At 58.0% G+C, this 14,688-nt stretch carries 11 protein-coding genes and 1 pseudogene; 7 read left to right on the plus strand and 5 right to left on the minus strand.

Annotated elements, in window-relative coordinates; translation table 11 throughout:
• Positions 1-126: 126 nt before the first annotated feature.
• Entirely contained in the window at positions 127-1,821 is a 1,695-nt protein-coding gene (gene polX / locus KMZ68_RS10560) for a DNA polymerase/3'-5' exonuclease PolX (RefSeq protein WP_215615709.1), read from the plus strand.
• Between the two features lie 305 nt (positions 1,822-2,126).
• On the opposite strand, the gene KMZ68_RS10565 is transcribed toward polX, so the two are convergent.
• A complete protein-coding gene (locus tag KMZ68_RS10565; RefSeq protein ID WP_215603070.1) occupies positions 2,127-2,336 on the minus strand; it encodes a ChaB family protein in 210 nt (69 codons plus the stop codon).
• Positions 2,337-2,606: 270 nt separating this feature from the next.
• Between KMZ68_RS10565 and KMZ68_RS10570 the strand changes: the two genes are divergently transcribed.
• From KMZ68_RS10570 to KMZ68_RS26225, 5 genes and pseudogenes are all read left to right on the plus strand, one after another.
• Entirely contained in the window at positions 2,607-3,953 is a 1,347-nt protein-coding gene (locus KMZ68_RS10570; RefSeq protein WP_215615710.1) for a nicotinate phosphoribosyltransferase, read from the plus strand.
• Positions 3,954-4,081: 128 nt separating this feature from the next.
• Positions 4,082-4,903 (plus strand): universal stress protein, encoded by an 822-nt coding sequence (locus KMZ68_RS10575; protein WP_215615711.1) that lies wholly within the window; start codon positions 4,082-4,084, stop codon positions 4,901-4,903.
• A 491-nt stretch (positions 4,904-5,394) separates the two neighbouring features.
• Positions 5,395-5,874 carry a universal stress protein gene (locus KMZ68_RS10580; protein ID WP_215615712.1) on the plus strand — a complete coding sequence of 160 codons (480 nt, stop codon included), beginning with the start codon at positions 5,395-5,397 and terminating at the stop codon, positions 5,872-5,874.
• A gap of 77 nt (positions 5,875-5,951) precedes the next feature.
• Positions 5,952-6,491 (plus strand): hypothetical protein, encoded by a 540-nt coding sequence (locus KMZ68_RS10585; protein WP_215615713.1) that lies wholly within the window; start codon positions 5,952-5,954, stop codon positions 6,489-6,491.
• A gap of 20 nt (positions 6,492-6,511) precedes the next feature.
• Positions 6,512-6,835: pseudogene (locus KMZ68_RS26225) on the plus strand (transposase); the annotation flags it as partial.
• Positions 6,836-7,147: 312 nt separating this feature from the next.
• On the opposite strand, the gene gpmI reads toward KMZ68_RS26225, so the two are convergent.
• A complete protein-coding gene (gpmI, locus tag KMZ68_RS10595; RefSeq protein WP_215615714.1) occupies positions 7,148-8,665 on the minus strand; it encodes a 2,3-bisphosphoglycerate-independent phosphoglycerate mutase in 1,518 nt (505 codons plus the stop codon).
• A 445-nt stretch (positions 8,666-9,110) separates the two neighbouring features.
• Here gpmI and KMZ68_RS10600 point away from each other — a divergent pair, with 445 nt between their 5' ends.
• Entirely contained in the window at positions 9,111-9,944 is an 834-nt protein-coding gene (locus KMZ68_RS10600) for a hypothetical protein (protein WP_215615715.1), read from the plus strand.
• 663 nt (positions 9,945-10,607) lie between these two features.
• Here KMZ68_RS10600 and KMZ68_RS10605 read toward each other — a convergent pair.
• From KMZ68_RS10605 to KMZ68_RS10615, 3 genes are all read right to left on the minus strand, one after another.
• Entirely contained in the window at positions 10,608-11,744 is a 1,137-nt protein-coding gene (locus KMZ68_RS10605) for a DNA topoisomerase IV subunit A (protein WP_215615716.1), read from the minus strand.
• On the minus strand, positions 11,741-13,432 hold the full coding sequence (locus KMZ68_RS10610) for a DNA topoisomerase VI subunit B (protein ID WP_215615717.1): 1,692 nt from the start codon (positions 13,430-13,432) through the stop codon (positions 11,741-11,743). Before KMZ68_RS10610 ends, KMZ68_RS10605 begins: the two co-directional genes overlap by 4 nt.
• A gap of 416 nt (positions 13,433-13,848) precedes the next feature.
• Positions 13,849-14,328, minus strand: a complete 480-nt coding sequence (locus KMZ68_RS10615) for a hypothetical protein (RefSeq protein ID WP_215615718.1) — start codon at positions 14,326-14,328, stop codon at positions 13,849-13,851.
• Positions 14,329-14,688 lie beyond the last annotated feature (360 nt).

Below are 14,688 nucleotides of genomic sequence, written 5' to 3' on the forward strand. Positions count from 1 at the left end.
CTATTGGTGCCATTGAGGAACTGACCCTGATCTGAATCAATTCCGGGCTGCCGAGCCATGTGATATTGAAAAAAACGGCTTTCGTGGGTCTCCGATATGCCCGTGCAGAACGCGGAAATCGCCGCCATGTTCGACCAGGCCGCTGAACTCCTTGAGATTGGGGGAGAGAACCAGTTTCGCGTGCGCGCCTACCGCCGTGCCGCACGCGTCATCGAGGGCTTGCCGAAAGCGGCCGAAAGCTTGCTGAAATCGGGACGCGATCTGTCGGAGTTGCCGGGGATTGGCAAGGATCTCGCCGGCAAGATCGCCGATATCGTCACGACCGGGCATTTCGGTCTGCTCGACACCTTGAAACGAAAACTCCCTGGCGAACTCGGCGAAATGGCGGCTCTTCCCGGCCTCGGACCGAAGCGCATCAAGCTGCTCTATGACAAGATGAAAGTGCGAACCCTCAGCGACCTTCGTCAGGCCATCAAAACAGGACGGTTGCGCGAGCTTCGCGGGTTTGGTCCTGTGATCGAGAAGAAACTGCTCGATGCGCTTGAAAAGCCGCAGCCTGCAAGGCGGTTCAAGCTTTCGGTGGCCGAAGCTGAAGCTGAAGCCTTGGTCGGCTTTCTCCGTGGTAGCGGACGCGTCGTCGTCGCCGGAAGCTATCGGCGGCGCCGCGACACCGTCGGCGATCTTGACGTGCTGGTGACCGCGAAGGACGGTGCCGCGGTGGGCGACAGGCTGGCGAAGTATGAAAATGTCGCGCAGGTCGTCGCTCACGGACCGACGCGCACCACCGTAATGCTGCGCTCCGGCCTGCAGGTCGATGTCCGTGCGGTGCCGGAGGAAAGCTATGGCGCAGCACTTCTGTATTTTACCGGTTCGAAGGCCCACAACATCGCGCTGCGCGGGCTCGCCAACCAGCACGGATGGAAGCTGAACGAATACGGATTGTTCTCAGGCAAGCGGCGGATTGCCGGTGCCACGGAGGAGGATGTCTACGAGAAGCTCAAGCTCGCATACATCGAGCCGGAGTTGCGCGAGGACCGCGGGGAGATTGCGGCGGCCCAGGCTGGCAAGCTGCCCAGGCTTGTGAAGCTTTCCGATGTCAGAGGTGACCTTCACGTGCACTCCGACTGGACCGATGGCACCGTCACCATCGCTGAAATGGCGGCGGCGGCGCAGGCGCGCGGTTACGAATACATCGCCCTGACCGACCACAGCCGCCGGGTCGCCATGACCCACGGTCTCGATCCGGCGCGCCTGGCACGGCAGATCCGCGAGATCGACCGGCTCAACGAAAGACTCAAGAATTTCACGATTCTCAGAGGCATCGAGGTCGATATACTCCGGGACGGCAGTCTCGATCTGCCGGAGTCAAGCCTGGCGAAACTGGACATCGTGGTGGCCGCGGTGCATTCGCATTTCGATCTGCCGCGGCAGGCGCAGACCGAGCGCGTCGTCCGTGCCCTGGAGAACCGTCATGTGTCCATTCTGGCGCATCCGACCGGGCGATTGATCGGCGAGCGCGAGCCTTACGACATCGATATGGATCGCGTGATTTCGACGGCGCGCAAGGCCGGATGTTACCTCGAGATCAATGCGGAGCCGGATCGCCTAGATTTGCACGATCTGCATGCTCGCGCGGCGAAGCTCGCCGGGGTGAAGCTGGCGGTCTCGACGGATGCGCACTCCGTCGATGCATATCAGTGCATGCGGTTCGGGATCGATCAGGCGCGACGCGCCTGGCTCACGGTAAACGACGTGCTCAATACCCGGCCACTTGCCGAATTGCGCAAGCTGCTGAAGCGTCGAGCCTCCGTCCGGGGTTGACGTTTTGAACGCGCGCGGGGGAGGGTGTTGAGCCACGTCAAAAACCTGTTCTATCCAATGGTTTAGGAGGGTCTTTTGAGTCAGAGAGGCGCATCGTGATGGGAAATCGGATTTTGGTCGCCTTCCACCGTCGGAGCGATTGCACGCCGCCATCTGCGCTTATTCGTCTTGAACGGACCGACGATGTCGGGCGTGATATCAGCAAGCTGCTGGCGCATCCCCTCAGCGCCCATGAGCCATTCTGAGGCGCTTCCCAAGCGACCGGCTTCGATCCCTGAATCCAGGTGAACAGCCGCGACCTATTCTCATTCTATCGGCACCCAGAGATCGCCATCCTTGACGTAGGATCGCTTGACGGCCGCCCAGGCGGTGCGGTGAGCGATTTCTTCCTGCCGAATGTCCCCCGCATGGGCTGCGAAGGCATGGTTGAACGCGGCACGATAGATGTCCTGCGCATGCGGCGGAAGGTGGTCGCGGACCGATGCGGGAAGATCGATATTGGCGCGGTATGGCATGGGTTTCTCCCAAATGAAGCAACGAAGGTGTGTCGGTCAGAATAGATCTGCTTCGACTTCTTCTGATCAATGGCCGAATTTCGAGAGCGCCTCTTCCAGATGATCGGCTAGCATAAGCATTCCAACCAACGGATCCAGGCTTGAGCGAGATCAAGTGATCAGGAACCTAGTGCGCGGCAATATGCTCTTCGCAGTAGGACTTCCATCCTTTCGGAAGGACAAGGAAGTAACCCGGCGTTTGATTCTGCCACCTCCTACGGGATTGGCCACATGTATCCTGCGACAAGCCCTCTGCTGACCGATTTGTATCAACTGAACATGGTTCAGGCGTATCTGGACCATGGTCAAATGGATACGGCTGTATTCGAGTTCTTCGTGCGTCGGCTTCCGGCTCGAAGGGGCTTCCTCATGGCGGCAGGGCTGGAGCAGGCCATCGAGTTTCTCGAGAACCTGCAATTCTCCAGCGAGGAGATTGATTGGCTCCGTAAGAACTATCGGTTCACGGATGGATTCCTCGACTACCTCGCGCGCCTGCGCTTTACCGGCGATGTCGATGCCATGCCGGAAGGCACGATTTTCTTCGCCAGCGAACCAATCATTCGGGTGACCGCGCCGCTTCCGGAGGCGCAATTGGTCGAGACTCGCCTTATCAACATCCTCCACTTTCAGTCGGTGGTCGCCTCCAAGGCGGCGCGAATGGTCCTTGCAGCACCGGGCAAGCAACTGATCGATTTCGGATTGCGGCGAGCACATGGAGCGGAGGCCGGGCTGATGGCCGCGCGCGCCAGCTATCTGGCGGGATTTGACGGGACGGCCACCGTGCTTGCACGGGAATACTTCGGAATTCCGGTCTTCGGAACGATGGCCCACTCCTTCATCCAGGCACATGACGATGAAACATCGGCCTTTTTGGAGTTTGCGCGCTCGCGACCAGATAATCTCGTCTTGCTGATCGACACCTATGATACCGAAGCCGCAGCCCGAACAGTCGTTACACTGGCGCCTCGCCTGAAGAAGGAAGGCATTGCCGTGCGCGGAGTCCGTCTCGACAGCGGCGATCTGATCGCGTTGTCGAAGGCTGTCCGGCGCATTCTGGACGACGGAGGTTTGCGCGACGTGACCATATTTGCGAGTGGGGGGCTCGACGAAGACGAACTTGCAAAAATGATGGATGCGAATGCTCCGATTGATGGTTTTGGAATCGGCACCAGCCTGACGACGTCCTCCGACGCGCCGGCGCTTGATTGCGCCTACAAGCTTCAAGAATATGCCGGCATTGCGCGACGCAAACGATCTGTTGGAAAGGCCACGTGGCCTGGTCGCAAGCAGGTCTGGCGCAGCTTTGGTGACAACGGATGCATGACCGGCGACGTATTGGCCCTCGATCATGATCAACAGGCGGGCGAACCACTGTTGGTACCCGTCATGCGTCATGGCCGACGCCTTGCTGCGCCTCCTACACTAGCCGATATCCGGAAGAGGGCGGCGCAAGGCCTTGCCCAGTTGCCCTGGTCGTTGCGCCACCTGAGCGACGGAGCAACGCTCCCAGTCACCGTAGCGCCGGGACTGATAGCGCTCGCGGAGGAAGTCGATCGCCGATGTGCAGCCATGATGTGACGAGCGATGCGACGATCTTCATTACTTGGAGGCGCACGTCTCTTCGAATGACTCGAACCTTGATGTGAGTCAAAGGCGTCCCTGCGGGACGTGGCTCAATGCTTTATCGTCGCATGAGGGGAGCCACCATGTCCTATGCAACGCTGATGGTTTGCGTCAATGTCGATCACGTCTCGAAAACGCTTGTCGGCGTTGCCGCAGGCCTCACGGACAAGTTCTCGGCAAAGCTGATCGGATTATCGGCTCTTGCGATCACGCCGCCATTTGTTGCGGAGGGAGTGGTGATCGTCGACAATGCGTCGGAATCCGATGTTGCACAGGTGAAGGCAAGACTGGCTGAGGCCGAAGACAAGTTCCGGGCAGCCGCGGGAGCTGGCCGTGAGGTTGAGTGGCGATCGGCGCTCGAGATCCCAACGGATGCCCTGATTAGTGAAGCGCGATGTGCGGATCTGATCTTGCTCGAAAAAAGCAGCCGCTCGATAGATCTCTATAGGGTGGCCGATAGCGGGGCGGCAATTCTGGGGGCGGGGCGCCCCTTCCTCGTGGTGCCTGGGTCAGTGAAATCGCTCACCGCGGACCATGTAGTGGTTGGATGGAAGGATACGCGTGAGGCGCGGCGGGCAATTCAGGACGCGCTGCCATTCCTGCATGAGGCGAAGCGTGTAACGGTCGTCGAAATCTGCCAGAATGATCAAAAGGAGGCCGCGCGTCATCATGTCGATGATGTCGTGCTCTACCTGGCGCGACACAGAATAAGGGCCGAAGGTCGGGTCGAAATGCAGTTGCCGGGATCAAGTGCCGATCAGATCATCAGGTTCGCCGAGGACGAGGGAGCTGACCTGCTTGTGACCGGGGCGTACGGACACAGCCGGCTTAACGAATGGATCTTCGGTGGAGTGACCCACGATCTCCTGGCGTCAACCCCGATCTGCTGCCTGATGTCTCATTGACGGGCGCTGGTGCTCTCCAGTAGCTGGCAGAGGAAGAGCAAAAAAACGTTCTCCGAAGAAGGTATTGGGTTGTACTCGACTCGCCCGGGCGCGGTCGGCCTCCTAGACGTGATGCCCCGGGTTCGACGCAGATTGTGCCTTTGTGCATGACGTCTTTGACTTTCATTTTGTCCTTCTCAAAAAACGTCATTCGCGTGCGCAGATCGACACTCTTTGATCTGTGTCAAGAACGAAGCATCTCGATGGGAACAGGCTTCAACTCGCGTATGCAGCAGCAAGATCGTTACTAGGAAGAGCCGGACCGCTTTTCGTCGCCCGCCCTGCCACTGTATCCGCAGGTATGGAGTTGCGGACGATCGGATCTGGGCTATCGACGCCAACTCTCGTGGCCAAAAAGGCACGTTGCAGAGAATGTTCGTGCGGGAGATCAACGCTTCGTACGCCGAGTCACTCCAAAAGCCGCTCCTGGACCAACTGAAGCTGGAGGATGTATGCATCGACATATTCTGATCCCGACTGACGGCTCGGAGCTGTCACAGAATGCAATCGACTATGGCATGGCGCTGGCGAAGTCGGTCAATGCCAAAGTGACGGTACTGACCGTGTCGACGCCCTTTCCCACGTTCGCGGTTGAGCCGGGTATGGTCATCGATACGCCGGAACAATACGGGAAGCGCATGGCGACACTCGCTGCAAATTACCTCAAGGTCGCGAAGGAGGCCGCAGCGGCGGCCGGTGTGAGCTGCGAGACGATGCACATCGAGCACGATCAGCCATACCTGGCCATCATCGAGACGGCAGCACGACGATTGTGCGATCTGATTGTCATGGCTTCGCATGGCCGGCGTGGGATTTCCGCGATCGTGCTTGGGAGCGAAACCGTCAAGGTGCTGACACACAGCACCATCCCGGTTCTCGTCTTTCGCGCGCCGCACCAGGGAATCTTCACGGCGCTGGCATCGTTGACCTGACGGATATTTTGGACCAGCGGGCTAGGTCTACTGCATCGCTGGGATGCAATCCAGATCGAGACTTACCGGGGCTGGGCGTGAAAGACTGGAACATCATTGTCACGATCTACCAGGAGGGTTTCAGGCGGGCGCTCCGCGCTTTGCATGATGTTGGGCCCGCCGAGCGCGGTCCGTACCACAATGTGCTGGTGATGAAAGCTGACGATCCGATGGCGGTTCTCGAATCCGTAGAGCGTCTGACCGAGGAACGCCCGGCGCTCTACGATGCGATCGCGCGGGTGGCGCCGGCGATGCGAGTGTTCGATTTTTCATCTGCGGAGAACTTCAAGGACAACGCGAAATCCATCTTGCTCCAATGGCTACCGAGCCTGGCAGGAAAGTCATTTCACGCGCGCCTGCATCAGCGCGGGCCCAAACTTGGACTGCACACGCCAGTTGTCGAACGGTTCTTGAACGATGTCATCATCGAGGCGACGGCTAAGGCCGGACAACCGGGTCGGATATCGTTCACGGACCCGGATGCGGTGATAGTGATCGATACCGTCGATGATCGGGCCGGGCTCGCCATGTGGGCTCGCGAGGATATCGCTCGCCATCGCTTGTTGAGGCCGGATTAGCGCGGTATCGTGGCAAGCTAGATTGCGATGTCGGCCCGCTCAAACCCCAGTGCTGCCCAAAAGAACCATCATGCTAGATCCCGCGCGACATCCATGAACACGCCGAGACGTTGGCCGATCGCTCGCCTGCACCGAAGAGTTTTGAGAAGTCGCGATGTGAGCGCAAGAAGATCGAGATGCGGTTCGCCCACCTGAAGCGCATCCTGAAGCTCGGTCGCCTTCGACTGCGCGGTCCACGAGGCGCCCAGGATGAGTTTGTTCTGGCCGCTATTGCGCAGAACCTAAGGCGACTCGCAACGCTGGTCGCTCGGCCGCCACCCGCTCGAGCTCTGTACATCGCGTAGCGTTGGAGTTGCGTAAAAGGCGTCAGGGCCGGCGGATCAAAGCCGGCCGCTCCTAAACGAGATGGCCGACGACCCATCAGCAGCAGCCCGACTCCTGCAACAAAATCTGCCACTTCCGGACTCATGCACCGCAGTAAACAGCATCCCCCAATCGACCATCTCATTAACGCGCAAGAACAGTTTTGCGGAGATTGCAATTGGTAGACGCCTGCCTTGGAAGGTGAGCAGGCTTGGGCCCCTAGAGAATGCGATCAATCAATGGAGCTGACGGTTTGAAGTATCGGCTAATTTGATCCGATTTTGAGAAGACCATTACCGTAATAGCGAGGCGCCGGTCATCTCGGCGGGTCTTGCGAGCCCCATCAAGGCGAGCACCGTGGGGCCGATATCCGCCAACCGGCCATCGTTAAGCGAAACGTTGGCGCGACCCATGAGCAAGAGTGGCACTGGGTTCGTCGTGTGAGAGGTGTGGGGGCCGCCTGTTTCAGGATCACGCATCATTTCGCAATTACCGTGATCGGCGGTGACAAGCAGGCAACCAGCGGCCTCAACGGTTGCCTTTGCAAGCCGGCCCAACCCTGCGTCAACTGTCTCGATTGCCTTGATGGCAGCGGCCAAATTGCCGGTGTGGCCGACCATGTCGGGATTGGCATAGTTCAGGACAATCAAATCGTATCGACCGGAGCCAATTGCATCTACGGCCTTGTCGGTCAGTTCGGGAGCGGACATCTCCGGCTGCAGGTCATATGTTACGACCTTGGGGGAGGGGACCATGATTCGGTCCTCGCCTGGATATTGGTCTTCCCTGCCGCCATTAAGAAAATAGGTTACATGCGGATACTTCTCGGTCTCTGCCATCCGCAATTGGGTACGGCCGGCCGCCGATACGACTTGGCCCAGTACATTGGGCAATGCTTGTGATGGGAAGATTGTCTGCATCAGCGCGTTGAGCTGTTGGCTATACTCAGTCATTCCTGCGGCAGCCACGATATCAATCGCGCGCCGGCGAGGAAATGCGGAAAAATCCGGATCAAGGAGCGCCGTAAGAATTTCGCGTACTCGGTCGGCGCGAAAGTTGAAGCACAGGACGCCGTCGCCGTCGTTCATGCCGCGGTAGCCGCCAATGATGGATGGCGCCACGAACTCGTCGGAGACGTTGCGTGCATAGGACGCGGCAATCGCGGCCTGAGCGGTATCGAAGCGCAGCCCTTCCGCTTCCGCGATGGCGGCATAGGCCTTGGCGATGCGATCCCAGCGATGGTCGCGATCCATCGCGTAATAACGTCCGCAGATCGTGGCGATCGGTACAGATGTCGGCAGTGCTGCGGCGAGACGATCGATTTCCTCGGCTGCTGATTGCGGGGGCGTATCACGCCCATCGGTAAAAGCGTGGATAGCCGTGGGCACGCCGGTCCTGGCAAGCATATTGGCGAGAGCAACGGCATGATCCTGATGCGAATGCACGCCTCCGAGTGAGGCCAGCCCCAGCAGGTGACAGGTGCCACCGCTCTGCAGAAGGCGGTTAATCAATGCTGACAGAGCGGGCGCGGACAGAACGCGGTTGTCGGCAATCGCTTCGGCGATGCCAAGCAAATTTCCCTTCACCACCCGGCCCGCGCCGATATTGAGGTGTCCGACCTCGGAGTTGCCCATCTGTCCTTCAGGCAACCCGACGTCCGTGCCTGATGCACGCAAGAGGGCGTGGGGGCATGTCTTCCAAAGATGGTCAAACGTTGGAATATCGGCTTGCCGTATGGCGTTGTCAGCGACTTCCTCCCGCCAACCCCATCCGTCAAGTATCACCAATACGACGGGGCGATGTCGCTTCATCTAGGCTCCCTTCAATTCGGCGAATCCGCCCTAGATCCAAGCGGTATCCTCATAAATCGAATTGGTCGGCTGTACCCATCGTATATCAACTCCGGACATATTGGTGATGCAATCCACCGAAGATCGGACAAGCAAAGCTCTGAACGGAGCGCTGCACCGGCGCATCGTTGTCCAGCGATAGATGCGTGCGTACCTCAAGGTAGTATTGCATGTACGAAAGCAGAACGTGACGCAAATATCGTTCGCCTAACACGATGATATGATCATCGCATTCCCTGCGGACCGAACCGATCAGCCTTTCATTGCCAAGTCCGGTAACCGCACTTCACCCACTCTGCCCCGCCATGGGGCGCCAACCGTCCGGCGAGATGGATCGTGCGGTCGTGATGTTTCGGCGGCAGCAATTGGTGATCGCAAAAATAGGGCAGAAATGCTAGCATAGATTATGCAATTATTGATATTGGGAATTGTACTCACTGTCGTCTGCTGGTATTTCGCTTGGTCTCACATTGGCCTTGTAAGCGAATATTCGTTCTTCCCGCTCTGGGTTGGCTACATCCTGCTCGTCAATGGATTGAGTGAAGTCATGGCTGGGACCTCATTGCTGCGCCGTATGCGCTGGTCCTTCCTATGGCTGTTCATAATCTCAATTCCCATGTGGTGGTTCTTTGAATATATGAATTCGATTGTCCAGAACTGGCATTACCTGTTTGCTCATCCGATCAGCATTCTTCATTACGAAATTCAAGCATCGATTGACTTCTCGACTGTTGTACCAGCGGTCCTGTCGACATCGATCTTAGTCTTTCAGCTCTTGAGGAAACGCTCACTCAACACGCGAGTAGCCATACCGGGCACAACATTGCTTATTGCTTTCGGATCCGCGTTTATCTTGTTTTGGCTGCTCAATCTATTTCCCTCTGAAACGTTTCCGCTGGTCTGGATAGGCCCAATCCTGTTTCTTGAGCCGCTTGCCTATGCCTTGGGGGTACGTGCGTCACTCGTTCACCAAATTGAGCAAGGGAATCTAACGCTCCCGCTGTCTCTCGGTATCGGTACGCTCATAACCGGATTTTGGTGGGAGTGTTGGAATTTCTACTCGCTTCCGAAGTGGATCTACACGATCCCGTATGTCGGCTTTTTGAAGATCTTCGAGATGCCGATCCTGGGATATCTGGGCTATCCGTTCTTTGGATTAATCGTATTCAGCTATGCAGCGCTCATCTTGAACTTCATCGCCAAGCAGGATCTCGCCAAGCTGTTTTCGTCCCAATCCTAGCGCGTCTGCTGCCGATTAGGGGACATCGCGGGCCTCCTCGCTCAACGGCGCTAAAGCCGCTCAGAGGGAACCTTTTAACTGTCGCCCTAACAGCAATGCGTCCGCAGGACGTGAGGCCGCTAATCGCTGCCTGGGCCCGTGCGAGCATCGATATTGTGTTGAATAGTCGGATCGCCGTTATACCGATATCGTTCTGTTGCGATCTTGAAATTCCATTCCGAATCCCATTGCAGCAATTGGTGATACCAGAACCATCCCGCAGACCAGGTGTCGGTCGCGATGGGTAGACATTTTCGCGAGAATTCCAATCCGAGCGCGCCCACCATTCGCGAACATAAACAATCAGGATGGCCCAAAAATAGGGAAGGCAGGAATGATCTTTCCAGTTCGGACGCCGCATCTCCATGTCCATACTGTCGCGCGCTATAGGCATAAGATCGATCCGTCCTGGAGTACCCGGAACTTCGTGATCGACAAGAAGGCAGTCTCAGTTGGCGACCTCTTTCATTCCAAACCAGACGGGCAATGTCGGCTATTGGCGGCGCAAAGCGGTCGTAAGATCAAGCGGAGAGGGTGGTACACTCTGGCATTTAGGTTGAACTCTTGCTGGCCGAAATCGAGTACCCGCGCGAAATCGGCATTGGTCTTCGAGTGTCCGCGGCTCTATGGCAGGAAGCCGTTCACGTTGGCGAGCTTCTTTGGCAGATAGTCATCGATAACGTAGTTGAGGCCCCATTTGGCCAGCGCCTGCTGCTCGGCGCGAACGCCCATTTGAAGCAATTGCTTGATCGCGGCAATCCACTCGGGGTGAGCCTTGATGAATGGATCATTCTGGAGTGCGTCTTGAGCACGCTTGATGTCAGTCGTTGCCAGCTTGTGGGTTGCGTCCTCAAGACCAAAGTCGACGATATCCTGTGGCGTTACGCCCAGGAAACGGGCCTGCGGCACACACAGGAAGCGGTTTATGTGGGCCGCATTACCTGAACCTACCTTGAGCGTGCGGTAAATATTGGTAAAACCATAGGGGTCGCAATCGACAAAGCAGTAGACCGGCAAGTTCTGCTTGTCGGAAAGCAGGCGGATGAAGCGCCGTGTGGCGCGGGTCGGGACCCCGCCCATCTCGACGATGATGCATCGGGCTGTTTCCCAAAATCGGTGATTGTTGAGGCGTTGAAACATGCCTCCGGTTTCAATGGCGAGCACGAATCGTGCATCGGTACGGAAAGTCAGGTGTTCAGCCGAGCGCGGGATACTGTAGGCCCCGCTCCCCAGGTTGGCGCAGTCAATCTCGATGGCCTCTCCCGTCGCGGGATTTTTGTCGACCACGGTGAGTCGACCCGCGACCGAACCGCCATGGGATTCCGGGTAGAAGCGCAGCTGTTCCCGTGACAGCCCTTGCATCGACGCCATGGCCTCGATGTCGTCCATAATGGCATCTGATTCGGGCTGTTCATCGAAGCGGCAATCTCCCCAGTTCTTGCTGATGTAGTAAACCTCGCGCTTGGTAGCGAAGTCGTTATGCTCGACCATCGCTCGTGAGGTCGCCATTAAACGCAGGGTCTGCGCGAATGACCGCGCGGTGGTCACCGTCAGCGAGCGCACCTTACGTGCATCGCCGAGCTCGAAATAGCCCTTCGCTTCATCATACGTGACATTGTCAAGGCTACGAACTGGAAGCTTGATGTCCGGCAGCTTTCCGGCCTCAATGCTTGTGCGGACCTGTCCGGCAATCGATTCGATCAGCGTGATGGTCTTGTTATCCAGATCGCTGCGCGTGACGTCGGAGCTGCTCTTTTTCATGGCTCGGGCCTTTGCGTCGTACGGGTCTTGTGGAGCGCGTCGTCGAGCTTCCTCACGGTGGAGTCGCGTTCATCATTGCTGAGAGCGAGAATGTCCTGCAGGGCGATGCCAATATGTGGCAGATATTTCTCGATATAGGATCGCCTGTCATATTCCTGGTGAAGTTGCGTCTCGTGGCGCAGGTAATGTGCGAGCTTGCGTGCGCATTCTTGCAGTCCCAGCTTGATCTCCTTGAGGATTTCCGGGTAGGGCTCGATGGCCTCCTTGGACTCGGAAGTGTAGGGCACCCAAACGGACGCGACATGGACGAGGATCGCCATCGGTGCTACCGGTAAGGCGCCTTTCGATTGGTGCAGGCCGTAGCCACGCCAGTTCGTCTGGGTGACGGCCTTGGTGATCGCACAGCTGGCCTGCTGGTAGAGCAGCGGTACCCGGTTCGCAAACCGCAGCAGGCGAACCGGCTCGTCCTGCTGCGCTATCAGGTGTTCGGCAGCACGCGTTTCAGGCATTTCCTTCTTGCGCATGTGGCCGCTTGCGTCGACTTCAACGCCGGCCCCGCCGGGGCGGCCATAGGCGATTGCGACTTCCACCTGGAACGGGTTGCCCCGATAGGCGGCGGCTGGCCGGGTGGTGACGGTAAAGAAGTCCGCCTCCAGCTCCTTGTGCAGCCCGTCCAGCAGCTGCTTCTCGCCGATAGGGACGATACAGTCCGTCCGCGGCGCCAGGATGCGGGTTTTTTGAATCGCCTTGTGCAGCGCGGCCGCCTGCACGTGGGCGATGTGCTTCGGATGAGAGCGATCGCTTAGTTTCCTGTCTGACAGTTTGCCGGCGAGCTCGATGATCTTGAGCGCCGTCTTCCTCCCCACGCAGGAAAACTCGTCTACCAGAAATCGCAACAACGTACGGCTTTCGGTATTGCTCAACATCTGAATAAGCCGGCCGAGCTCGATGCCGTACGGATGAGGCTTGATTTCTGTCGGCCGAGTCGGAAGCTTCCTGGTGCTGCGGGCGAAACGGACCTCTTCCCCCTGCGGGTCCTTGTAGGTGATGGAAAGATGCGGATTGGCGATGGCCGTCTGCTTCAGATAAACTTCGATCGAATGCGGCCCCTTCTGATAGTGGCCTTCCAGCTCCATCTCGACCCGCGTCCCATGAGGACGGTCCCACTGCAGCCGCTTTTTCCTGTGGATGTCCGGCTGGTTCCTGGCGGTATCGACCGACACATGCATTTCCGAGGCAAGCTTATCGCCCTTGATGCGGCTGATGATATGCAACGGCTTGCCGACGGTGAGCTGTCCGTACATTCCTGCAGCCGAGATCCCCATCCCCTGCTGGCCGCGTGACTGGCTGAGCTTGTGGAATTTCGAGCCATAGAGGAGCTTGCCGAAAATGCGTGCGATCTGGCTCTCGACAATTCCGGGTCCGTTATCCTCGACGATAACCCGCGACTTCCCGTAGCGATCGCTCACCTGCACGCTGATATCGGGGAGTATCCCTGCTTCCTCACAAGCATCGAGAGCGTTGTCGACCGCCTCTTTTACAGCAGTGACCAATGCCTTGGCGGGGGTATCGAAGCCGAGCAGATGACGATTCTTGAGAAAGAACTCCGAAACGGAAATTTCGCGCTGCCGACCCGCCATTTCAAGGGCGGTGGCGGGTGGGGATTGCCTGTCAGACACAAGGTGCATCCCTCATTATCCATAGAGCAGCTGATGTATATCTACCGCTCCCACGGGGTCGCTTGACCAAGATCAATATCGTTTACCCGCTGTGTTGCGCAGAAACAGCCGAGTCAGCTCCATTTGCGCGGCTAGGACCGCAAAGTTCTGAGGGAAGCCGGCAGGTGGTCCATGAGCTTGGCAAACTCGCGCATGCAACACGGCCCGCAGCGCCATGTAAGCGTGGTGGCGATCCTCAAAACTGCAACTGCTCTGCGACTGCCCTGAGCCATAAATTGGTTTCCTGAACGGTGCGATCGGTCAGGCGTTAGAGCCACGGTCGAATTTCCTGCCCTCGACGACATCCAATGCCGTTTCCGGCAGTCCTCACGACGGCCTCTGCCGCATGTTTAGATCCAACTACGAAGCCAGTGCGAAGACTTCGTTCATTTTTCCCGCTCTTGCTTGACAACACCGGGGCCATGCCGATCGTTCTCGATGGAAGCGAGTAGCCTGGAGAGGCGGGCCTCGGCTTCGGAATCGTTTGCCTGCGCGAGGACTGTCGCGGTTCCTCGTTCGGGGCGAATGAACTGGCTGTAGAAGGAGTCAAGATCAATCTGCTGCTCATCCTCTACCATCGTGCCCCTGCCGGGCCCGCGCGGACCGATTTCGTCTTCAACGACAATGGTCATCAGCCAGCCGTCGGACGGATGAGCGGGAGCGATCTCCAGGGTTGCAACAGTGGCAATTTCGCTAAGGTCCTCACGCTCCTCATCGCCGAGGTGAAGTTCTGCGCGAGCGGGGATTTGGCGCTCCTCGGCTGTGCGGCGTGCGACGATCTTCAGAGACGAGGGGGTGATCCGATGCTCGGCAATGATCCAGCGAACGATCTGCTTGGGATCGATATCTACGGGAAAGGGTTCCATTCGGATATCCTCCGAGCTGTTGCCGTTCGTCTAGTTCTGATGGTGTTCTGTTCGGGCGTGCGAAAGCTCTGGTTCGAAGCGACCGAGCGGGCAAGCATTGGGTTTCACAAAACGCAGGGCCCGCGCCTCCCATCCGTCGAACCGAAGTCTCCTCCGGGGTGCTCGAACAGGACAGCTACGGGCCCTTCCGCCATGCTTCGTCAGCAGACTGGTTCATCACATAGGCAGATCCACGCCCTTAGACGGTTCACTGCCGTATTTCGCCAATCTTGCCTCCGCACGACGGTAAATTATTCAAGCGCCGGAGGCGGCGGAGTGCCTTGACCTGGATCAAAGCGGACCGTCGGCGACGCTATCCCA

It is taken from the genome of Bradyrhizobium sediminis (genome assembly GCF_018736105.1).
Taxonomy (GTDB): domain Bacteria; phylum Pseudomonadota; class Alphaproteobacteria; order Rhizobiales; family Xanthobacteraceae; genus Bradyrhizobium.

Coding starts and splice junctions, on each gene's coding strand:
- KMZ68_RS10605 (WP_215615716.1), bottom strand. CDS start 11,744: ATGAAAAAGAGCAGCTCCGACGTCACGCGCAGCGATCTGGATAACAAG.
- KMZ68_RS10600 (WP_215615715.1), top strand. CDS start 9,111: ATGCAATTATTGATATTGGGAATTGTACTCACTGTCGTCTGCTGGTAT.
- KMZ68_RS10565 (WP_215603070.1), bottom strand. CDS start 2,336: ATGCCATACCGCGCCAATATCGATCTTCCCGCATCGGTCCGCGACCAC.
- polX (WP_215615709.1), top strand. CDS start 127: ATGTTCGACCAGGCCGCTGAACTCCTTGAGATTGGGGGAGAGAACCAG.
- KMZ68_RS10615 (WP_215615718.1), bottom strand. CDS start 14,328: ATGGAACCCTTTCCCGTAGATATCGATCCCAAGCAGATCGTTCGCTGG.
- KMZ68_RS10575 (WP_215615711.1), top strand. CDS start 4,082: ATGTCCTATGCAACGCTGATGGTTTGCGTCAATGTCGATCACGTCTCG.
- KMZ68_RS10610 (WP_215615717.1), bottom strand. CDS start 13,432: ATGCACCTTGTGTCTGACAGGCAATCCCCACCCGCCACCGCCCTTGAA.
- KMZ68_RS10580 (WP_215615712.1), top strand. CDS start 5,395: ATGCATCGACATATTCTGATCCCGACTGACGGCTCGGAGCTGTCACAG.
- gpmI (WP_215615714.1), bottom strand. CDS start 8,665: ATGAAGCGACATCGCCCCGTCGTATTGGTGATACTTGACGGATGGGGT.
- KMZ68_RS10570 (WP_215615710.1), top strand. CDS start 2,607: ATGTATCCTGCGACAAGCCCTCTGCTGACCGATTTGTATCAACTGAAC.